Annotated in this window: 13 protein-coding genes; 1 reads left to right on the top strand and 12 read right to left on the bottom strand. The window is 69.7% G+C overall.

The features are described from left to right. Window positions 1-19: 19 nt before the first annotated feature. The 12 genes from WME96_RS26585 to WME96_RS26640 all read right to left on the bottom strand — a co-directional run bounded on the left by WME96_RS26585 (window position 20) and on the right by WME96_RS26640 (window position 18,120). Window positions 20-217 carry a hypothetical protein gene (locus tag WME96_RS26585; RefSeq protein ID WP_437284393.1) on the bottom strand — a complete coding sequence of 66 codons (198 nt, stop codon included), beginning with the start codon at window positions 215-217 and terminating at the stop codon, window positions 20-22. Between the two features lie 159 nt (window positions 218-376). Beyond that, window positions 377-967, bottom strand: coding sequence for a TIGR00730 family Rossman fold protein (locus tag WME96_RS26590; protein WP_437284394.1), 591 nt, complete (start codon window positions 965-967; stop codon window positions 377-379). Window positions 968-1,139: 172 nt separating this feature from the next. Beyond that, complete coding sequence (gene tssC / locus WME96_RS26595; RefSeq protein WP_433926666.1) at window positions 1,140-2,624, bottom strand: type VI secretion system contractile sheath large subunit; 1,485 nt, start codon at window positions 2,622-2,624, stop codon at window positions 1,140-1,142. 3 nt (window positions 2,625-2,627) lie between these two features. After that, on the bottom strand, window positions 2,628-3,119 hold the full coding sequence (tssB, locus tag WME96_RS26600; RefSeq protein WP_012237614.1) for a type VI secretion system contractile sheath small subunit: 492 nt from the start codon (window positions 3,117-3,119) through the stop codon (window positions 2,628-2,630). Window positions 3,120-3,243: 124 nt separating this feature from the next. Beyond that, complete coding sequence (gene tssA / locus WME96_RS26605) at window positions 3,244-4,926, bottom strand: type VI secretion system protein TssA (RefSeq protein WP_437284395.1); 1,683 nt, start codon at window positions 4,924-4,926, stop codon at window positions 3,244-3,246. A gap of 147 nt (window positions 4,927-5,073) precedes the next feature. Then, window positions 5,074-6,069 (bottom strand): type VI secretion system-associated protein TagF, encoded by a 996-nt coding sequence (gene tagF, locus WME96_RS26610; RefSeq protein WP_437284396.1) that lies wholly within the window; start codon window positions 6,067-6,069, stop codon window positions 5,074-5,076. Window positions 6,070-6,700: 631 nt separating this feature from the next. Continuing rightward, window positions 6,701-10,417, bottom strand: coding sequence for a type VI secretion system membrane subunit TssM (gene tssM / locus WME96_RS26615; protein WP_437284397.1), 3,717 nt, complete (start codon window positions 10,415-10,417; stop codon window positions 6,701-6,703). A gap of 42 nt (window positions 10,418-10,459) precedes the next feature. After that, on the bottom strand, window positions 10,460-11,137 hold the full coding sequence (locus WME96_RS26620; protein WP_061619824.1) for a DotU family type IV/VI secretion system protein: 678 nt from the start codon (window positions 11,135-11,137) through the stop codon (window positions 10,460-10,462). Window positions 11,138-11,171: 34 nt separating this feature from the next. Next, on the bottom strand, window positions 11,172-12,533 hold the full coding sequence (gene tssK, locus WME96_RS26625; RefSeq protein WP_437284398.1) for a type VI secretion system baseplate subunit TssK: 1,362 nt from the start codon (window positions 12,531-12,533) through the stop codon (window positions 11,172-11,174). A 144-nt stretch (window positions 12,534-12,677) separates the two neighbouring features. Next, on the bottom strand, window positions 12,678-13,298 hold the full coding sequence (tssJ, locus tag WME96_RS26630) for a type VI secretion system lipoprotein TssJ (protein ID WP_437284399.1): 621 nt from the start codon (window positions 13,296-13,298) through the stop codon (window positions 12,678-12,680). A 240-nt stretch (window positions 13,299-13,538) separates the two neighbouring features. Further along, window positions 13,539-16,244 (bottom strand): type VI secretion system ATPase TssH, encoded by a 2,706-nt coding sequence (gene tssH, locus WME96_RS26635; protein WP_437284400.1) that lies wholly within the window; start codon window positions 16,242-16,244, stop codon window positions 13,539-13,541. Window positions 16,245-16,281: 37 nt separating this feature from the next. After that, window positions 16,282-18,120, bottom strand: a complete 1,839-nt coding sequence (locus WME96_RS26640; protein ID WP_437284401.1) for a transglycosylase SLT domain-containing protein — start codon at window positions 18,118-18,120, stop codon at window positions 16,282-16,284. Window positions 18,121-18,309: 189 nt separating this feature from the next. Between WME96_RS26640 and WME96_RS26645 the strand changes: the two genes are divergently transcribed. Continuing rightward, the gene (locus WME96_RS26645) at window positions 18,310-19,608 is read left to right on the top strand and encodes a type VI secretion system-associated FHA domain protein (RefSeq protein ID WP_433926674.1); all 1,299 of its coding nucleotides are present in this window, start codon (window positions 18,310-18,312) and stop codon (window positions 19,606-19,608) included. Window positions 19,609-19,629: the final 21 nt, after the last annotated feature.

Raw genomic sequence — 19,629 nt, forward strand, 5'->3', positions numbered from 1 at the left:
TGCAGGCCGACGACGCGACTCAGCCATCGACGGAGATGCCGCGATCGTGGCGTGAACGCTCCGCCTGGAAGCGCGGCAATCCGCTACATGAGCTGCGCAAAACACTGAACAGCACGCGATCCGCGCGCGCTGTGCTCGCGGGACGCCGCGACGGACGAACCTGCCACAGATGGGGCAAAATGCGCCGCAGATCGGGCGTTTCCTGCTGGTCCTTCACAAAGGATGCAAGGTTGATGCAACCGGGGAGGCGTTCCCGGAATGGGCGCCTCGCCGGAGCTCGCCCCCCGCTCTCCTGGCGGTTGCAGGAGCGCTCCTCGCGTGTTTCGTGCCTGGCTGTTCACGCTCGCGCCAGGCTGGCGAGGAGCGCGCGCCGGGCCTACCGCTCTCCTGGCATCATCCACTTGTACTCGGCGCTGGGGCGCCACGCGGCGAGCAGCGTGAGCAGCTCCTCCGCGTCGTCGGCCACCTGCAGCACGGCGCGGTGGCCCGGCTTCATGAACTGCTCGGACACGACGTGATCCAGAAAGGCGATCAGCGGGCGGTAGTACCCCTGGACGTCGAGCAGCCCGACCGGCTTCTCCTGAGAGCCGAGCTGCGTCCATGTCCACACCTCGAACAGCTCTTCCAGCGTCCCGATGCCTCCCGGCAGGGCGATGAAGGCGTCCGACAGCGCCGCCATCTTCGCCTTGCGCTCGTGCATCGTCTCGACGACGTGGAGCTCCGTCAGCCCCCGATGCTCGATCTCTCGCTGGTTGAGGAAGTGGGGGATCACGCCGGTCACCTGCCCGCCGCGCGCGAGCACCGCGTCGGCGATCGCGCCCATGAGCCCCACGCGGCCTCCCCCGTACACAAGCTCTATCCCTCGCGCCGCCAGGAGCTCCCCGAGCCGCACGGCCGCCTCGCGGTAGGCCGGCGACGCGCCGGGGTTCGACCCGCAATAAACGCAGATCCTCGAGAGTTTCCTCATGGCCCGAGCCTACGCCGCCAGGCGCGCTCGTTCCAGCGGCGATCCCCCGGAGGTCAGTGCCTGTCGACGCGTGTCTCTGGCGAAGCGTGGTGGCGTTAGCCCGCTCGGGGCGGCGCGGCGCCTCGCGGGGCCGCGCCGCGCGCGAGGGCGGCGCGGCGCCGTGGCGGGCCGCTCACTCCTTGTCGAGCTTGCCGACGAGGCTGAGCGTGAAGAACGCGCCCATGTACTTGAAGTGCGGGCGCACCTGCATGTCGACCTTGTACCAGCCGGCGTTCCCCGGCACCTCGGTGACGATGATCTTCGCCTTGCGGAGCGGCCTACGCCCGCGCGTCGCCGCGGAGACCACGTCCTGATCGGCCACGTACTGGCCGATCCAGTCGTTCAGCTCCTTCTCGAGGTCGGCGCGCTCCTTCCAGGTCCCGATCTGCTCGCGCTGCAGCACCTTCAGGTAGTGCGCGATGCGGCACATGATGAACATGTACGGGAGCTGCGTCCCGAGGCGGTAGTTCATCTCGGCCGCCCGGCCCTCCTCGCTCTGCCCGTAGAACTTGGGCTTCTGCGCGGAGTTGGCCGAGAAGAAGCAGGCGTTGTCCGAGTCCTTGCGGAACGTGAGCCCGATGAACCCCTCCTCGGAGAGCTCGAACTCGCGCCGCTCGGTGAGCATGATCTCGGTCGGCACCTTGGTCTGGATCTCGCCCATCGCCTCGTACTGGTGGAGCGGCAGGTTCTCGACCGAGCCGCCCGCCTGAGGGCCGATGATGTTCGGACACCAGCGGTACTTGGCGAAGCTGTCGGCGAGCCGGGTCGCGAAGGCGTACGTCGCGTTGCCCCAGCAGTACGCGTCGTGCTTGCCGACCACGTCCTCTTCGTAGTTGAACGCCTTCACCGGGACGGTGTTGGCGCCGAACGGGAGGCGGAGCAGGAAGCGCGGCATCACGAGCCCGACGTAGCGCGAGTCCTCGGTCTCGCGGAACGCGTTCCACTTCGTGTACTGCGGCCCCTCGAAGATCGCCTTCAGGTCCTTCAGGTTGGGCAGCCCCATGAAGTCCTTGAGGCCGAAGAACTGCGGGCCGGCCGCCGCGATGAACGGCGCGTGCGACATCGTCGCCACGGCGGCGCACTTCTGGAGCAGCGCGATGTCCTGAGGTCCCGGCCCGAACTCGTAGTTCGCGATGATCGCGCCGACCGGCTTGCCGCCGAACTGGCCGAACTCCGCCGAGTAGACGAGCTTGTACAGGCCGCTCTTCGGCACCTCGGGCGCGTCCTCGAAATCGGCGAGGAGGTCGTCCTTGGAGCAGTTGAGCATCTCGACCTTGATGTTCTCGCGAAAATCGCAGCGGTCGATCACGAACTTGAGGCCGCGCCAGGCGGACTCGAGCTTCTGGAAGCTGGGGTGGTGGAGGATCTCGTCGATCTGCCGCGAGAGCTTGACGTCGATCTCCGCGATCAGCGCGTCGACGAAGGCCTTGTCGACCTTCTCGCCCTCGCGCCGCGGGGCGACGAGCTCCGAGATGAAGGCCTGCACGCCCTTCTTGGCGATCTCGTACCCCTCGTCGCCGGGCGTCATCTTCGTCTCGGCGAGGATCTCGTCGAGCAGGGACCCTCCCTCGAGGGTCTGGACGCCTGCGCTCCCCGCGACCTGTGTCTCTGTCGCCATCGCTCACTCCCCTTCCTTGTCGAGCCCGAGCTCGCTCACGATCTTGTTGCGCTGGGCCGGGTCGCTCAGGATCTGCTGGATCTTGTTGCGGAACGCCTTCTCGTTCCCGAGCGGGCCCTTCAGGGCCGTCAGCGCGGCGCGCAGGTCGAGCAGCTTCTTGAGCTCCGGCACCTGGTTCGCGATCGCCTCGGGCTCCATGTCGCTCAGCCGGCGGAACTTGAGGTTGACCGTGAGCTCGCTGTTCTCCTGCTCGGACAGGACGTCCTTGACGTTGAAGGTGAGCGCGAGCTTCTGCTCGCTCATGACCTTCTGGAAGTTGTCCTTGTCCACGTTGATCGGCTTGCGGTCCTCGAGGGGCCGCGGATCCGGCCGCTGCGTGTAGTCGCCGAGCATCAGGAGCTTCAGCGGCAGCTCGACGTCTTCCTTCGCGTTCCCCGTGGCCGGCTTGTACGTGATGTTCACGCGCTCCTTCGGCGCGACCGATCCCTCTTTCATCGCAGGCTCCTTTCCCCGTCGGCAGCGGGCGGAGCGCCCGCAGGCCACACGAGCATAGACCAAAACCCCCGCCCATCGGGGAAGCTTCTCGGCGCGACGCGCATCGGGCCTCGCATGGGCCTCCTCAGGCCTCCAGCGAAAGTTTCAGGGCGAGCGCAGCGTCGAGCTGGCAGACGCGCTCGAAGCAGAGCGCCTCCTTCGCCTTGGCTTCCGGCGTCGCCTCGTAGCCCTGGTTCAGCACCCGGTAGCATGTGTGGAGCGCGGCGTAGAGCTCCGCGCAGAGATCCGGCTGCCACGTGGTGAGTCGGTGGTGCTCGACGATCTGCTCCAGCGCCTCGAGCTGCGCGCGCGCCACGAGGAACTGGGACAGCTCGATGTTGATCTGCGCCATGGCGAGCCGCACGCGGAAGCGGTCCAGCGCCGACGGAGCGGCGGCCGCGGCCTTCTCGAGGAGCGCCATCGCGTCGACGGGCTGCTGGTTCGCGACGAGCCCGCGCGCATCGGACAGCGGCTTGTCGAGGTAGCTCCGCGGGCGAGCGGCGGCCGGGGCGCCGTTCCCCCCGCCGCCGAGGACGGCCGCCACCTCGCTCGAGAGCCAGGCCTGCGTCTCGCTGTCGGCGAACGGCGTCCCGTCCCTGAACTTGAGGTTGGGCAAGAGCGGCGCGCGGAGCACCAGGGTGCCCACCTCGACGAGCACGGCCCGCCGGGCCTCGGCGTAGTCCTCGCCGAGCTGCTCGAGCGCGTTCGCCGCGTACCGGTGCGGATCGAGCCACAGGGGGTAGTTCTGCGCGTACTCGTCGGCGACCGGCAGCAGGTCGGCGAACGCGCCCTGGCTCGTGAGCGCCGGGAGCGTCTGCAGCACGTGCTCGGGCGGCGGCGGGATCGCCGTCTTGCCGTTCGGCGATGCGGCGCCCGGGTCGTCGAGGAGGTCGACCCAGAGCCCGACCCGCAGGACGCGGTACGCGGCCGCGCGCTTCGGATCCGCGGCACGGAGCGCGTCGCCCGCGCGCGCGATGAGCGGCGCGCAGCGCCCGAGGGCGGTGAGCGCGGAGTCCTCGTCGACGATGGCCTCGATGCTGAGGGCCGGGTCCGCCGTGCCGACGACGGCCGGCGGCGTCGGCGGCGGGGTGACGACCACGGCCGTGACCGCCGGCGCCTGGACGATCGCCGCCTCGGCGGCCCTGGGCGGCTCCGCCTTCGGCGGCGGCGGGGGCGGCGGCGGAGGAGGCGGCGGCGCCTCCGCGGGCAGGCTCGCGACGAGGCTCCGGATCGCGTTCCGGAGCGGGCCCATCCCGCCGTAGGCCTCGCCGAGCTTGTCGCTGAGGTCGGTGTCCACCGTGCGGCACACCTGCTCGAGGGCGTTCACCACGTCGCGGTCCGCCGCGGTGGGCGTGAGGCCGCCGAGCGTCGCGGCCGCGATGTCGCCGTACCAGGCGCACAGGTTGCCGCGCGCCTTGGGCCGCTTGAGCGCCGGGTACATGGTGTCCCAGAACGCGCCGTTCAGCTCCTGCACGAGCACCAGCCCGTCGAGCAGGCCGGGGAGCTTGTCGAGCTGCGCCTTCGCCGCCCCGTAGTACAGGGCGACGCGGAAGTCCTTGGACTTCTCGCTCAGGATCTCGTCGGCGCCGCTCGCGACGCGCCCCCAGTCGACCTTGCCGCCCGCGAGCGACTGCATCTTATCGACCTCGTTCTTGAGGGCCTCGAACCCTTCGTCGTACGTGACGTCGACGCCGACGCCCCCGTTGATGGGCGCGAACAGCGCCTCGATGCGCGCCTTGGATTGGTTGATCGCGTCTTCAGCGGCCATGGGTCGCGCAGGATATCAAGACGTCCCGAGCGTGGACGGCGAATTCGAGGCAACCGTACGATGACGGACACGAGGACGGATGTGATGACCGATGCGACGACCCATGCGCCGGACGCGGCGGTTCGGGGGTCGGCGCGCGGGCATCGGTCAGCCGAGGGCCTCGAGGAAGCTATCGAGCGACAGGTCGGTCCGTGCGACGAGCGCGTCGAGCTCCGGACCGAGGGCGTGTCGGGAGACGTGCTCCTCGACCGGCGGGGGACCGCAGAGGTCGGCGATGTGTTCGGCCTGTGTGGTGGGCGCGATCATCTCGCGGAACGAGCCGACGTGGGGCGCTCCGAGGTGGAGGAGCAGGGTGCGCTGCGGCGTCCAGAACGCGTTCATCAGCGTGCGTCCCCATTTCGACAGGCGGAGGGTGATGTCCATCCACACGGCGGCGGCGTAGGCGTCGCCTGCGCCGAGCGGCAGCCGGAGCGCGAGCCCAGTCCTCGGGAGCTCCTGTCCGCGGAACGGCGTCACCGACTCGAGGATGTTCTGCAGCACCCAGAAGCGGCTCGCGTCGGTGCCGAACCCTGCGTCCCAGAGCGCCTTCATCGGCTGGGTTTTCAGCCATGCGCGGTAGTTGGCGTACGACGCGTCGGCGTCGTCGAGCGACGGCGGAGCGATCTGCGAGACGCGGTGGAGGAACGCGTCGACGGGCATGTTGCGGCCGCTGGTGGCGACGTCGTGCGCGGCGGCGAGGAGGGGGAACAGGGTGATGGGGAGCGACGGGCCAGCCGAGACGAGCTGGTCGTAATCGTACGAGCCGAACACGACGATCGGGTAGAGCCGGCCTGCGTTGTCGCCGCTGGCGGCCCATGCGCCCACGAGCCCGCGTGCGGGCGGCTCGTCGCCCTTCGGGTCGCCGTGGAAGACGAAGAGCCCCAGCGCGGTCTGGTAGTACCCGTCGAAATGGGGCCCCATCGCGCGTCGGGCGAAGTCGATGGCCGCGCCCAGCCAGCGGTCGAAGGCGGCGAGCTCTTCTCCGCCTGCGTTCAACCGGATGAAATCGCCCGTTGCGGGCAGCTTGCCGAAGCAGCCGATCTGCGGCGGAGCGGCAGGGCCCTTCTTGCGGCGCCAGAACATGACGGCCCGAGAGTGAACCACGAAGTCTATGCCGAGCGCTAGGGCCGGGTGGGGAGGGGGGTGCGCGGGCGGGGGGCGGCGGGGGCCCCTCCCGCGAACTCGCGCCTTTTGGTGGCAATTGCCTCACACGCGGACCAGCCAAGACCAGGAGCGACTCGCTTCGCTGCAGGCCGGCGCTCGGATTCGCGGGGCCCTACCCCGCCGCCCCCCGCCCGCGCACCCCCCTCCCCACCCGGCTCCTTTGAAAGAAGGGGTCCTAAAGATCGCAACCCGGATCTTTCGCAGGCCGGATCCACCGCCGGCCAGATCGGCAAGCCGGATCGGCAGACCGGAGCAGCAGGCCCGGCGCGACTGCAGGCCGGAGCAGCAGGCCGGCGCGACTGCAGGCTGGCGCGACTGCAGGCCGGATCCACCGCCCCCTCCCTCTTCATTCCGGCACAAAGAGCCGGCGGGGGAGGGGGTGTCGTGCGGGGGGCTGGCGGGGTAGGGCCCCGCGAATCCGAGCGCCGGCCCGCATCGCAGCGCCCGCCTCGTAGCCCGAGTCTCTCCGTTCCCATGGCAACAGCCACCAAGAGGCGCGAGTTCGCGGGAGGGGCCCCCGCCAGCCCCCCGCACGACACCCCCTCCCCCGCCGGCTCCGTTGCTGTTCGGATCACCCCTTGCCGAAGCGATCGCCGATGCTGGGAGGGCAGTTGGTCGCCCGGAAGAAGCTCGTCGGGAACGGATGGTTCCCGCGGGTCGGCCGGATCTCCATGGTCACGGTGACCGGCGGCGCCGTCATCTGCCAGGTCACCGTGAAGAGCTCGTCGTTGTCTCTCTGGGCGGTCGTGGTCCCGGCCTCGAAGAGCCGGAAGATCCCCCACGGCCCTTCGCGCACGAGCTCTTCGTCGAGCCCGCCCGCGCCGCGCACCTGGATCCTCGCGCCCTTCGGTCCGTCGCCGGGCCAGTTGAAGGTGTGCCAGAACTCCTTCTCGTTGCGATAGAGCCTCTTCTGGCCGTCGACCTCGAAGATCACCTCGCTCACGATGGGGCTGACCGTCTTCATGTTGATGTGGAAGACGACCTTGGGCTCCGCGCCGCCGCTGCTGCCGAACAGCGCGTCGGTGATCTCGTTCGAGCGCCTCAGGCAGTTGTAGAGGTTCGCGCTGAACGGCGTGAACGGCTTCGCCGCCTGCGGCTGCCCCGACAGGTGCGACTTCGGGAAGTACTCGTGCCCGACCTGGTAGTGGAAGCCCTTGAGGTACGTCTCGTAGAAGCCCCAGAGCACCCCGTCCTTCGGCTTGAAGAACGCCATCGCGTCCTCGAGCGAGGCGTCGCGCGACGAGGCGAGGTTGAACGGGTAGCGGTCCTTGATCTTGTCGCGGTAGTGCGGCCAGACCTCGACCTCCCAGATCCCGCTCGCCGCGCCGCCGGCGCGCCGCACGACCGCCTTGTACGCCTGCCGGAGGGGGTTCATGAGCAGCGGCTCCATCAGGCGCTGCCCGGTCTGGTCCATCGAGAGGAGCAGCCCCTGGGTCTCCTTCACCGCGTCCTGGAACGCCTCCGTGGCCCTCGAGGTGTCCGCGTCCGGCGGCCCGTCCTCGACGACGCTCATCTCGCCCGCGAGCCGCTCGAGGTGGCCCACGTACTGGTTGAGCTTGGGCGGCGGCGGCGGCGGCTGCCCCTCGGCCGCCGGCCCCGGCACCGCGAAGCTGGCCATCGACTCGAACTTGTCGGGCACCGGGTCGTAGTGCTCGCGCCGGTTGCCGCCCGGGAGGAGCGTGTCGATCCGCGCGCCCGTCCGCCGGTCGACCTTCTGCACGATCATGTCCTTCGCCTTGTCGATGAGCCCGCCGTCCGCGGTCAGCACGCTCGGCTTCTCGTCCTTCGCGAACTGCGTCTCGTCCGAGAGCCGCTGGAGCAGCCGCCGGTAGGGCCAGTCGGGCGTGGAGAGGACCCTGAACTCGTGGATCGCATCCCGGTTCGTCTTCGGGACGTCGACCTGGATGTCGCGGAAGAACGCCTCCCACTGCGCGATGTACGCGTTGTCGTAGTCCTGCCGGACGCGATCGAGCTCCTTCTGGATCTGGTCGCCCGTCCGCTTCTCGTCGCTCGACAGCGGGAGCACCCAGAGCTCGCGCTCGAGCTCCTTCTTCCCCTCCTTGAGCGACTCGATCACCTGCGCGTGCCCCTTGGCCGTGTAGGGCCCCTGCACCTCGAACCACGTCCCGGCCCGGTTCTTCTGCGCGCTGTGGATGACGGTCAGCACCTCGGGCCGGTCCGCGAACATCTCGTTGAGGGACACCGGCGGGTACTTCAGGTTCTCCGGCGTGTTCGGCCCCGACTCGTCGTACTTCTCGTCGATCAGCTTCGTGACGAACTGGTCGTAGTAGCGCTTCGTCGGATCGACCCGCAGGAGATCGGCGCGCGCCCTGTCGATCAGGGTCGTGTTCAGATCCTCGGCTTCCAGCTTCTTGCGCCGCACGAGGTCGATGTAATAGGCGACGTGCGGCGTGAGCCGCTCCTTGAGGTCGCTCTCGGGCAGGTCGGTCCAGGGCTTCAGGACCTCGGCCCAGACCTGGACCAGCCGCGCGGTCTGCCACCGCGCCACCTGGTCATCCATGTACCCCTGGTGCTCTTTGCCGAGCAGGAGGTAGCTGCGCAGGGCGTTGTAGCCGTCGAGGAACTCCCCCTCGCGCACCCGCTCGAGCTTCGCCTCGAGCTGCGCCTTCGCCGGGCCGACGAACCCCTGCTTCAGGCTCTTGATGTACTGCCCCAGCGTCGGGGGAAAGAGCTTGTCCCCCTGGAACATGAACCAGCTGTGATCGATCGGCGTGTTCTCGACGTAGCGGTCGAGCAGCCCCACGTGCCCCTGCAGCTTGTCGAGCTTGTCGATGTTCGCGGGCACGTTCGGCGGGGTGCCGCTCCGCCCCGACCAGTCCACGAACGCGATCTCGTCCGAGATGCGCCGCGTCTCGGCGACGAGCGCCTTGTTGTTGAAGTACGAGATGACCGCCGGCAGCAGGAACAGGATCGCCACGATCGCCGCCGCCGCCGCCACGAGGATCCGCTGGAGCCGCCGCCGCCGGAGCTCGGCCTCGGTGCGCGCCGCGAGGTCCTGATCGGGGAAGACGACGTTCGTGAAGACGTCGTGCAGGAAGAAGCTCTTCGACTCCTTCGGGATCGCGGCGTCCTCCTCGCCCTCGCCGAGCGCCGCGCGCAGCCCGAACGCCCGCCCCATCGCCCCGACCACGCGGTCGAGCGGGCGCCCCTCCTGGACGCCGCTCGTGAAGTAGAACCCGCGCAGGATCGGCGCGGGCGCCGCGCCGGCCCCGGGCGCGAACGCCGACGCGATGAAGTCCGCGAGGTTGCGCTTCACCGCCGCGAACTCGAGCGGGAACTGGTAGCTCTTCTCCTTCACGTCGCGGTTGCGCTCGCCGATGAGCCGCTTCGTCAGCCGCGCGTGGAGCTTCTCGACCAGGACGTCGAACTCGCGGTCGAAGATCTTGCCGGGCTCGTCCTTGTTCTCGTCGAGCCGGATGGTGGCGCCCCAGGGCTGGGCGCGCTCGCTCTTCTTCAGGTCGCCGAAGTACTCGGTGAACCCCGCCACGAGGTCGCTCTTCGTGAAGAGCACGTAGACCGGCAGCACCATGTGCAGCGTCTGCTGCATCTCGTCGATGCGCGCGCGGACCTTCTTGGCGGTCTGGTCGATCTGGTCGTCGCTCGCGTCGAGCAGCTCGCTCAGGCTCACCGCGACGATGATGCCGTTCAGCGGCTTGTGCTCGCGGTACTGGAGCAGCAGCTCGAGGAACGCCATCCACTCGTCGTGGTCGTCGCTCTCGGTCGTGTACCGGCCGGCGGTGTCGAGGAGGATCGCCTCGTTCGTGAACCACCACTCGCAGTTCCTGGTGCCGCCGACGCCGCGCACGCCGGTGCGCTCGGGATCGATGTACGGGAACACGAGCCCCGAGTGACGCAGCGCGGTCGTCTTGCCGGCGCCGGGCGGGCCGACCATCACGTACCAGGGCAGGACGTAGAGCGCGTCAGCGCCGCGCTTGCCCCCGCCGAGCTTCGACGCCTTGAGCGCGGCGATGCCCTCCTGCATCTGCCGGTTGAGCTCCTGGATCTCCGCGCGCCGCTCCGGCTTCGCGTTGATCACCTGCTCCTGCGCCTGCTGCGCGATCGCCTTCTCGAGCGCCCGCGCGGCGCGCGCCGCGCGGATGCGCCGGTAGACCGCGAGCCCGACGAGCAGCGCCACGATGGCCGCCGTCGCCGCGAGCGGGATCTCGATCGGGAACGCCTCGGTCCCCTCCCCTGCCCCGGGTCGCAGCATGAACCACACTCCCCACACGGCGGTGAGGAACAGGGCGCTCAGGATCCACAGCCACATCGGAAGTCTCCCTCGGGAACAGCAGAGGACGGGCGGAGCCGCCTAGGTACCTGTGCTGATGAGCTTCTTGATCTGGTCGGCGACGTTCTCCGCGTCCGAGGCCACGACGAGCCGGAGCACGATGACCACGAGGACGGCGAGCACGAGCAAGCCGAGCGCGATCGCCAGATAGGGCAGCTCGCGGCGAACCGCGCCGGCGCCGCCGTCCTTGCGCTCCGCGTTCGGCGCGAGGACTTCCCCGCCTCCTTCGCTGACCGCGACGTAGTTGCCCACCCCCTCGATGACAGCGCCGAGGCCCTCCTGCTGGCGCAGACGATATTTCCCCTGGAAGCCGAGGGCCAAGCACAGGAAGTAGATTTGCGCGACGTGGTTTCTGCCGCGCTGGCCGTAGAGGTTGTCGAGGTTCGTGAAGAACCCGTCGCCGGCCGTGTTGAGCTGGAAGAACTGGAACTGCAGCGGGTTCTGGAGCCACTGCGTCCTGCCCGGCCAGTTCGAGTTGAAGATCACCTCGTCGGCGAAGGCCGCGAGCGCGAACTTCGCGTCGATCATGTCCTGCTCGGGGATGCGGGCCTCTCGCCCGTTCTGCATCATCGTGTCGAACAGGCCGAGGACACGCCGCTGGAGGATGTCCGGCGCCGGCAGATCGCGCGAGTTCCTGAGCTGCAGGATCAGCGAGAGCACGTCGGAGCAAACAAAGTACATCGTCTGCGAGAGGCTCATGGGCTCCTCACCCGGGAGGGACGGCCGGGCACGATCACTTCCCTGCCGGGACCGCGATCAACCGGAGGTCGACCTTCTGCGGTTCGATGGGCTGGTAGATGGCGATCGTGCCAGAGCCGAGGATGTCGTTCCAGTAATCGCCGGCCTGGTCGACGCGCAGGTAGACGAGCCCCGGCTTGACGGGGATGGCGCCCGGCGGCCGGTACTCGATCGCGACGCGCACGCCGGGCGTCGCGGAGTGCAGGATGTGCCCGATCTGGGTCCACGATCCGATCTTGAGCAGGCGAGGGAGCCGCTCGCGCAGCGTGCCCTCGTCCGCCCCCTTCGCTTCCAGGAACATCTCGTGGTTGCGCGGCAGCTTCGGGTCCTCGAACCTGCCGAGGTACATGCCGTCCTCGCGCTTCTCAAGGGGCACGATGACGAACTGATCCGTGACGAGCCCGCTGATGAGCGTGACGGCGCGGTCGAACATCGGATCGAAGACGCCCTCGAGCTCCAGGTAGTTGAACTTGGGGATCGTCGTCGGGTCGCTGTCCGCCGCCGAGAAGGTGCAGAGCTCGCCGATGAGCGAGCCGAGGACGACGTAACACTGCTCCGGGTGCGCGGCGCCGTGGTCGACGAGGTGCGACACGATCGGGATGTACGAGTTCACGGTGTGGAGCAGCCAGAACTTCGTGATGTCGGAGGCCTGGAAGTCGACCGAGGCCGCGGTGCGCATGCGCCGCCCCTCGACGAGCGACTTCTGCTTGCCGACGAGCGCCGAGAGCACCCGCCGCAGGCCGGACATGATGTGGTCCGACGTGTTGATGCGGAGGACCGAAGGGATGAAGCTCTTCCGGAGGACGATCGCGCCGGCGCGGTCGCGGACGAGCTGCGCGATCCGCACCGTCTGGTAGGCGTCGCGCGGCTCGGTGCCGAAGATGAGCCGCAGGTTGGCGCGGGCCCAGGTGACCGACGTGTCGTTGCGCCCGGAGTTCACGTCGGCGACCGTCGTCTGCGACGCCACGAACCGCTGGGCCGGCCCTGCCTTCGCCGGATCCAGGCTGATGTTCGCGGCGGTCTCGCGCAGGTTCGGGATCCCGAGGAACACGTCGAGCGACTCCAGCGCGGCCGGGAAGACGCCCTCGATCGGCCGCGCCTCGACCTGGTCCTCGCCGCGGTCGCCGATGAAGAACGGCGTCCCGTCGGGGAAGACGCCGTGACATTTGACCACCTTGAACTGCCCGGCCGAGAGCGCGCGCTCATCGAACTGCGCGGAGGTGATGCCCCAGTCGTAGCCCACGACGGCGTGGAGGCGCGCGTGGACCAGCGTCTCGTGGTACAGGTCCGACTGCTGAAGATGCTGAGGGGTCATGAAGAGCCCCTCGGTCCAGACAGGCTTACGCGGGTGGATCATGTCGCCCGTCCAGTCTTATCAGATGTGCCGTGCGCCGCGGCGCGAAAGCTGGCCGAGCGCGGGGCGCCGCGACGCCGCGGCGCGCGCGTCGTTCGAGCGCCGCCGCGACGACCGCGCCGAGGACGACCGGGGCGATCCATGGCCCTACTTCCCCGTCGAGGCGGGCGCCTCCGGCGCGGCCACCTTCTTCGGCAGGCTGAGCCGGCGCACGGCGCTCGCGTTGGGGAACATCGACTCGTCGAACTCGACCCCGTTGTCGATCTTGGTCGAGTCGATGAAGAACGCGACCCGCGGGTCTGCGACGGGCGGCCCCGCGTCGGACTCGCGCCCGCCGCACTGCGCCTCTCCGGGCGGGAGCGGGAACTCGTAGAACGTCTTCCAGCTATTGCCCTTCGGGCTGTGGAACAGGGCGGCGCCGACGAGGTGGCTCGCGTCCGGCAGGCGCTCGAACTTCACCTCGACGAGGTCGTTCGGGAAGACCTCGACCTCGTCGACCTTGGCGAGGTCGTCCGCGAGCGTCTCCTTGTCGCGGAGCAGGATCTGATCGTACGTCGCGTTCTCCATGCGCGCGCTGCTCTTGAGCTGGTAGAGCCGCACGACGACGGGCCGCGGGTTGCCGTTCTCGTTGGGGTTGATGTTGTCGGACGCGTAGATCGAGAGCGTCACGATCTGGACGTCGCACGGCTCTGGCGCCGCGGGCGGCGGCGCGGCGGACGTGCAGCCCGCGATCGCGACGGGCAGAGCCGCGCCCAGGAAGACGGCCAAGGTCGATGCGGCGAGGGCGGCGGCGACCTTCGCCAGGGTCGCCCCGCGGGGGAGCGACGCCGGCCATCGTCGGGACCGCGGCCGGCGCGCCGCGCCCTCCCCTCCCGGTTCCGGCGAGGGCGAGCGCGGCGCCCCGATCCACATCGAACGCTGTCGGAGCTTGGCGAACGCGACCATGCTCCACCAATTTATGCGGAGTCCCTCGGCCCGTACAACTTTCGGTGCGCCGGGCGGCGTCGATCAGTCCGAGAACGCGATCGTGAAGTTCTTCTCGGCGTCGACCCCGATCTGGAGCCGCTTCGGGAGCGACCCCTCCGCCATCTTCTCGAGGACGGCGACCGAGAGCTGCGGCAGGAGCGACGCCCGGAGGATGTGGTCGATGTTGCGCGCGCCCGTGTCGACCTCGGTGCAGCGCGCCGCGATCGTGTCGACGAGCGCGTCCGAGTACGACGCCTCGATCCGCTGGCTCTTGCGCAGGCGGTCGACGAGCGCGTCGAGCTTGAGCCGCGTGATCTCGCCGAGCGCGTCCGGCGAGATCGGCAGGTACGGCACCGTGGTCATGCGGGCGAGGAGCGCCGGCTTGAAGTGCGCCGAGAGCGTCGGCTTGATCGCCTCGACGACCTCCTTGATGAACTCCCCGTCCGCGTCGAGCCGCCGCGCCGGGTCTTCTTCCCGCGCGGCGACCGTCATGTTCGTGATCTTGTCGGTCGCGAGGTTGCTCGTGAGGATGATGACCGTGTTCTTGAAGTCGACGAGCCGCCCCTCGCCGTCGCTCAGCATGCCCTTGTCGAACACCTGGTAGAACAGGTTCATCACGTCGGGGTCGGCCTTCTCGACCTCGTCGAGGAGCACCACCGTGTAGGGCCGCTGGCGCACGGCCTCGGTGAGCATGCCGCCCTCGCCGTAGCCGACGTAGCCGGGGGGCGAGCCGATGAGCCGGGAGACCGTGTGCTTCTCCTGGAACTCGGACATGTTGATGACCGTCATCATCCGCTCGCCGCCGAACATGAGGTCGGCGATCCCGAGCGCGGTCTCCGTCTTGCCGACGCCGCTCGGCCCGACGAGCAGGAACACGCCCTGCGGCGTGCTCAGCGGCTTCAGGCCCGCGCGCGCGCTCCGCAGCTCCTTGGAGATGCTCACGATGCCGTGCGTCTGCCCCTTGATCCGCCGGGTCAGCCGGTCCTCCATCTCGAGGAGCGCCTTCACGTCGTCCTGGACCATCTTGCCGACGGGGATGCCCGTCCATGCCGCGACGACGCTCGCGACCATCGCCTCGTCGACGTCCGGCCGGACCAGCGGCACCTCGCCCTGGCTCTGCTTGAGCTCGTCGAGGGCCTTGACCACCTCGCGGCGCGCGGCGTCGCGCTCCTCGTTCGTCTTGGCCTCGTCCATCTTCTTGCGGGCGTCGATGACCCGCTGCGTGCCCGCCGTCTCCTTCGCGTACGCGGCGCGCACCGTCTCGAGCTCGGTCTTCGCCTTCGCGAGCCTGTCCGTCAGCGCGCCGACCCGCTCCTGATCGATGTGCACGCCCCTGTCGCGATCCCGCTCGAGCGCCTTGAGCTCGGTCTCGGTGTTCACGATGAGGATCTCCGCGTCCTCGACCGCGGCGGGGCGCTGCTGCAGCGCGACCTTCACGCGGGCCGCGCAGGTGTCGAGCAGGTCGACCGCCTTGTCCGGGAGCTGCCTGCCGGTGAGGTAGCGCGCCGACAGCCGCACGGCCGCGGTCACCGCCTCGTCCTGGATGATGACGTTGTGGGCCTGCTCGAACTTCGGCCGCAGCCCGCGGAGCATGACGACGGCCGCCGGCTCGCTCGGCTCGTCGACCTTGACCGGCTGGAAGCGCCGCTCGAGCGCCGCATCCTTCTCGATGTACTTCTTGTACTCGCTCCACGTCGTCGCCGCGATCGTCCGGAGCTCGCCGCGGGCGAGCGCCGGCTTGAGCAGGTTGGCCGCGTCGCCGCCGCCCTGCTGCCCGCCCGCGCCGATCAGCGTGTGCGCCTCGTCGATGAAGAGGATGATCGGCTTCGGCGACCCCTTCACCTCGGCGATCACCTGCTTCATCCGGTTCTCGAACTCGCCCTTCACGCCGGCCCCTGCCTGGAGGAGCCCCATGTCGAGCCCGAGGATGTCGACCCCCTGGAGCAGCGGCGGCACCTTCGGGTTCTCCGGCGTGCTCTCGACGATGAGCAGCGCGAGCCCCTCGACGAGCGCCGTCTTCCCGACGCCCGCGTCGCCGACGATGATCGGGTTGTTCTTGCGCCGGCGCGCGAGGATGTCGATGACCTGCCGGATCTCCCGCTCGCGGCCGAAGATCGGGTCGATCTGCCCCGCACGCGCCTTGCCCGTGTAGTCGACGCAGAACTTCGCGAGGGCCGAGTCGGGCCCGGCGCTCGCCATCCCAGCCGGTAGTTTCCCCGCCCCGGGCGCGCCTGCGCCCGCGGACGCCGCGGCGGCCTCGGCCTCCTCCTTCGAGCCGGAGACGATCTTGGGGAGGTTGTTCTTGAGATCGTCTTTCGAGATCCCCTCGAGGTAAGCGCCGATGCTGCTCACCGAGTAGCGGGTCGGCTGCTGGACGAGGCGCTGGAAGAGCACCCCGCTCCGCACCCGCTGGTAGCCGTACTCCATGGATCCGACCAGATAGGCGTCCTGCATCCACTCGAGCATCGTCGGCGAGAGCACGGGCCTCCCGGCGTTGCCCTTCCTCAGCTCTTCCAGGCTGCGCTGGAGCGCCGCGCGGAGGTGCGACGGATCGAGATCATAGTGGGAGACCAGAAACGCGATGTCCGAGTTCGCGTCGTCGAGCAACGCGAGGAGCAGGTGCTCGAGGGTGACCTCGTAGTGGCGCGCGTTGACACACTGGCCAATCGCCGCCTCGAGGGCTGAAGTGCAGTTCTTGGTGAGTCGCTTGACGATGGCCTTGGTGTCGACGAGCTGCATGCGCGGCATGCTAACCGAGGCGCGCCCTCGTCCGAAAGCGCCGTCGTCAGCCTCGCCCTTTGCGCTTCTTCTCCGCGGCCTCCGGGGCGCTGCCCTCGGCCCCGCCGGCCTCGCCGCGCTCGCGCGCGGGCGGCTTGGCACCGCCGCGGGTCACCTCGCTGGGCGGCGCCGCGTCGTCTGGGCGCTTGTCGTCCTTCGCCTGCGCGGCGTGCGCCTCGCCGGCGGAGACGCGGTCCACCATGTCGGGCCGTATCCGCAGCTTCAGCAGGGCCCCGACGCGGAGCTTCTGATCCGGGTCAATGCCGTTATCGCGCGCGACGTCCTCGACGTCTATGACGAACTGCCGCGCCACGCCGATCAGCGTGTCGCCGGGCCCGACGCGGTAGAGCATCACCTCGCGCTTCGCCTGCCCACGCGCGGGCCTCGACCGCAGCGGGGCGCGACCCCCGTCGTCCTCGTCCGGCGGGCCGTCCGCGCCGTCGTCGAGCGACGCTGCGACCACCGGATCGCGCATCGAGCGCCGCTTGCGGCTCGCGGCGCGATCGTCGTCGGCCGAATCTATCGGGTCGACCGTCCGCTTCCGCGGCTTCGGGAGGAGCGAGAGCAAGCTCTCGTCGTCGCGATACCCCTTGCGCGGCGCGAAGTCGCGCCCGCCGAGCAGGTCGACGGGATCGAGGATCGACGAGTCGTCGGTGGCGAGCAGCTCCGTGGAGAGCATCGCGGGCAGCGCCGCCTGCGCCCGGGCCAGCGTGTCCGACGGGAGCATCACGAGGAAGTCCCCGCGGCCGGGCGGCACGCGGTCTCCCAGGATGTCGGGGTTCAGCTTCCGCAGCGTCGAGGTCGCGACGCCCGCCGCCTTGGCCAGCGTCTTGAGCGGCGTCCCCGGCGGCGCCGCGATCTCGGCGGCGTCGACCGGCCGGCTCACCTCGACCTGATCGAAGCCGAACCGCTCCAGGTTGTTCGCCACGATCGCCACCGCCCCGATCTTCGGCACGTAGGCCGCGGTCTCCGACGGGATCGCCTCCTGGCGCGCCAGCTCGTTGAAGTCGGACGTGCCGTACCGGTCGATCCGGTCGAGGAGCTGCTCGTAGCCCATGTTGTAGGCCGCGAGCGCGAGATCCCAGCTCCCGAAGCGCATGTAGAGATCGCGCAGGTGGTGGGCGGCCGCCTGCGTGGCGAGGCGCGGGTTCTTCCGCTGGTCGAGGTGCCGGCTCTGCTGGAGCCCGTAGACGGCCCCGGTGGCGGGCATGAACTGCCAGAGCCCGACGGCGCCGGCCGGCGACTTCGCCGTCGGGTCGAAGCCGCTCTCGATCATGGAGACCCAGATGAGATCTTCCGGCAGCCGCCGGTCCCTGAGCTCGGCCTGGATCATCTCCTGGTAGCGCCCGCTGCGCTTCAGCCATGTCTCGAACATCTGCCGCCCGCGGTCGGTGCGCGTGAAGAAGCGGACATACTTGAGGGTGCGGCGCGACACGGCGAGCCGGAGGTCCGGCAGCTGCAACCTCGAGAGCGCCTCGGCGCCGGCCGCGTCGAGGTCGTCCACGTCGTCGGCGTAGCTGCCCTCGGCGGAGAACGCGCGCGGCGGCCGCGAGTAGCTCGGCCGATCCAGCTCGCAGGAGGCGCCCTCCCGCGCGTCGCGCCCCGCCACGTCGCGCAGCCGCGACAGCTCCCGTGACTCGCTCCCCGGCGGCGCCGCCGTGGCGCCGGGGCCGCGCGCTGGCGGCGCGTACGTTGGCGGCGCGGCGGCGAGCGCCGCGGCCGTGATGGGCGCCGTGGTCCGCGCTCCGCCCACCTGGTAGGTCGACACCGCCGACTGGACCGACGAGATCGCCGACTGCGGCGCCGCCATCCCGACCCCGTAGCCAAACGCCAGGGCCGAGACCATGGGAGGGATCTTATGGACGAGGCTCATGTGTGGTTTAAGGTCGCACCATGTAGGCAAACTGGTCAAGAAACCCGTCGGGCGCGCGGGAGCGCCGCGGGTCGGCGGCCGGGGTGCGCGTCGGAGGACCGCGTGGTGGGGAGCGACGTCAGGCACTCCCGTGCGGCGGAGCGGGTCTGCTAGTCTGCACCCATGCCGGCGGCGCTCTCGGCCCGCGTGTCCGACACCCAGGCCAACCAAAGCTTCGACGCTTCGTTCGAGCGCTTCCCTGTCCGGATCGGCAGGAACCAGCTGAACGATCTTCACATCGACCGGCCGTACATCTCCCAGTTCCATGCGGCGGTGGACGTGGACGTCCGCGATCGCCGGATCCTCGTCCGGGACCTCGGCTCCACGAACGGGACGATGTTCGCCGGGCACCGGCTGGCGCGCGACACGTCGGTGGACGTGAGCAGCCAGCCGGAGATCACGATCGGCCCGATCCAGATCCGGCTCGCCATCATCGAGGCGCCGCTGAAGGCCGAGAGCCCGAACGACGGCACGCTGCTCGGCACGAGCGGCGAGCACCTCTCCGCGCTGCTCACGCCGCAGAAGCGCGCCGCGCCGGGCGGCGAGGACCCGTACCTGCGCCAGGTGGTCCCGTACCTGGAGGCGTACCGGACCGCGTGGGCCGCGGTCTACCGGATGATCTGGGATCACCTCGCGCGGCTCCCGCCCGACGCGCGCCAGAGCTACCTGCGGCGGCTGGGCGAGGAGCACCCGAGCGTCCTCGCGGAGCGCGACTTCCAGAAGATCTCTCAGTACTACGGCGTCGACTACCGCACGCTCGGCGAGCTGGCCCCTGCGAACGCGGCGTTCGCGGCGCTCTCGGAGCTCGCGAGCGCCCTCGCGCCCGGCACGAAGCCCCCGGACGACGTCGCGGGAATCGTCAACTTCGCGCGGCGGCTCCGCGACACGATGGAGGTCTTCCTGAAGTGCTTCGTGAGCTTGCGCGACGGCTACCAGACGTTCGAGGCCGAGGTGCTCGCGCGCGATCGTTCCGCGGAGACCGACAAGGTCGCGACCGTGAAGGACGCGAAGGCGCTCGGCTCGGTGCTGCTCACGCCCGAGGGGGGCGCGGACGCCGCGCGTCAGTTGCAGGAGATCTTCGCCGACGTGATGAGCCACCAGATGGCGCTCCTGAGCGGCGTGATGGGGGGTGTCCGGTCGCTGCTCGTGAAGCTCGCGCCGAAGACGCTCGAGGAGAAGCTCGAGCGCGAGGGCAAGAAAGGCGGGCTGTTCTCGAACAAGTACGAGGAGCTCTGGCGGCTGTACGAGCGCCGCCACGGCGACTACTCGGGCGAGGACAAGGAGACGTTTCGGGAAATATTTGGCGAGCAGTTCTACCGGGCGTACGCTGCGACCGCCGCAGAGGACTACGTGTCATCCGGCGAGTCGGGAGGCCGGAGCATCGTCCGCTTCCCCGTCTCTGGGAATCCGAACAAACGGTAGCGCCCCTCAACGGCGGGGCTT

The sequence above is a fragment of the Sorangium sp. So ce406 genome (genome assembly GCF_051474675.1).
GTDB classification, from domain to species: domain Bacteria; phylum Myxococcota_A; class Polyangia; order Polyangiales; family Polyangiaceae; genus Sorangium; species Sorangium cellulosum_G.

Bases quoted from the DNA above. Each gene is read 5' to 3' on its own strand.
- WME96_RS26590 (WP_437284394.1), bottom strand. From the start codon at position 967: ATGAGGAAACTCTCGAGGATCTGCGTTTATTGCGGGTCGAACCCCGGC.
- tssC (WP_433926666.1), bottom strand. From the start codon at position 2,624: ATGGCGACAGAGACACAGGTCGCGGGGAGCGCAGGCGTCCAGACCCTC.
- tssB (WP_012237614.1), bottom strand. From the start codon at position 3,119: ATGAAAGAGGGATCGGTCGCGCCGAAGGAGCGCGTGAACATCACGTAC.
- tssA (WP_437284395.1), bottom strand. From the start codon at position 4,926: ATGGCCGCTGAAGACGCGATCAACCAATCCAAGGCGCGCATCGAGGCG.
- tssM (WP_437284397.1), bottom strand. From the start codon at position 10,417: ATGTGGCTGTGGATCCTGAGCGCCCTGTTCCTCACCGCCGTGTGGGGA.
- WME96_RS26620 (WP_061619824.1), bottom strand. From the start codon at position 11,137: ATGAGCCTCTCGCAGACGATGTACTTTGTTTGCTCCGACGTGCTCTCG.
- tssK (WP_437284398.1), bottom strand. From the start codon at position 12,533: ATGATCCACCCGCGTAAGCCTGTCTGGACCGAGGGGCTCTTCATGACC.
- tssH (WP_437284400.1), bottom strand. From the start codon at position 16,244: ATGCCGCGCATGCAGCTCGTCGACACCAAGGCCATCGTCAAGCGACTC.
- WME96_RS26640 (WP_437284401.1), bottom strand. From the start codon at position 18,120: ATGGTCTCGGCCCTGGCGTTTGGCTACGGGGTCGGGATGGCGGCGCCG.
- WME96_RS26645 (WP_433926674.1), top strand. From the start codon at position 18,310: ATGCCGGCGGCGCTCTCGGCCCGCGTGTCCGACACCCAGGCCAACCAA.